This window comes from Deinococcus alpinitundrae (assembly GCF_009982895.1).
Lineage (GTDB): Bacteria > Deinococcota > Deinococci > Deinococcales > Deinococcaceae > Deinococcus > Deinococcus alpinitundrae.
This window is the reverse complement of the sequence record NZ_WXZL01000245.1, coordinates 1-272: the sequence shown is the minus strand read 5'-3', so window position 1 is coordinate 272 and position 272 is coordinate 1. Positions and strand designations below refer to the sequence as shown.

At 30.9% G+C, this 272-nt stretch carries 1 protein-coding gene; it reads left to right on the top strand.

What is annotated here, in order from left to right:
• Nucleotides 1–43: 43 nt before the first annotated feature.
• The coding region (locus GUI70_RS23240) for a DUF2482 family protein (protein WP_161884571.1) at nt 44–272 on the top strand (229 nt) is incomplete at its 3' end.

Sequence of the window (272 nt, the reverse complement as noted above, 5' to 3'; positions counted from 1 at the left end):
AATTTCAAGTTAAATATAAAACGAAACAAGGAGGAAGTCAACTATGACTAAAAATTATAAAGACATGACTCAGGACGAAATAAAAGACTTATTATCTGAAAAAAGCGGAGAATTGTATGAATTAGCGAAAGAAATTAAGGGAGAAAGTAAATTTGATATTTTGCTTTTCTCATCAATAGGAGTTATCGACGGAGATTATTTAGCAGGTTCAAATTCTGTGATTGGTCATACTTTCGATCTTGCTTCCTTATTGGATAGCACTAAGAGTTATA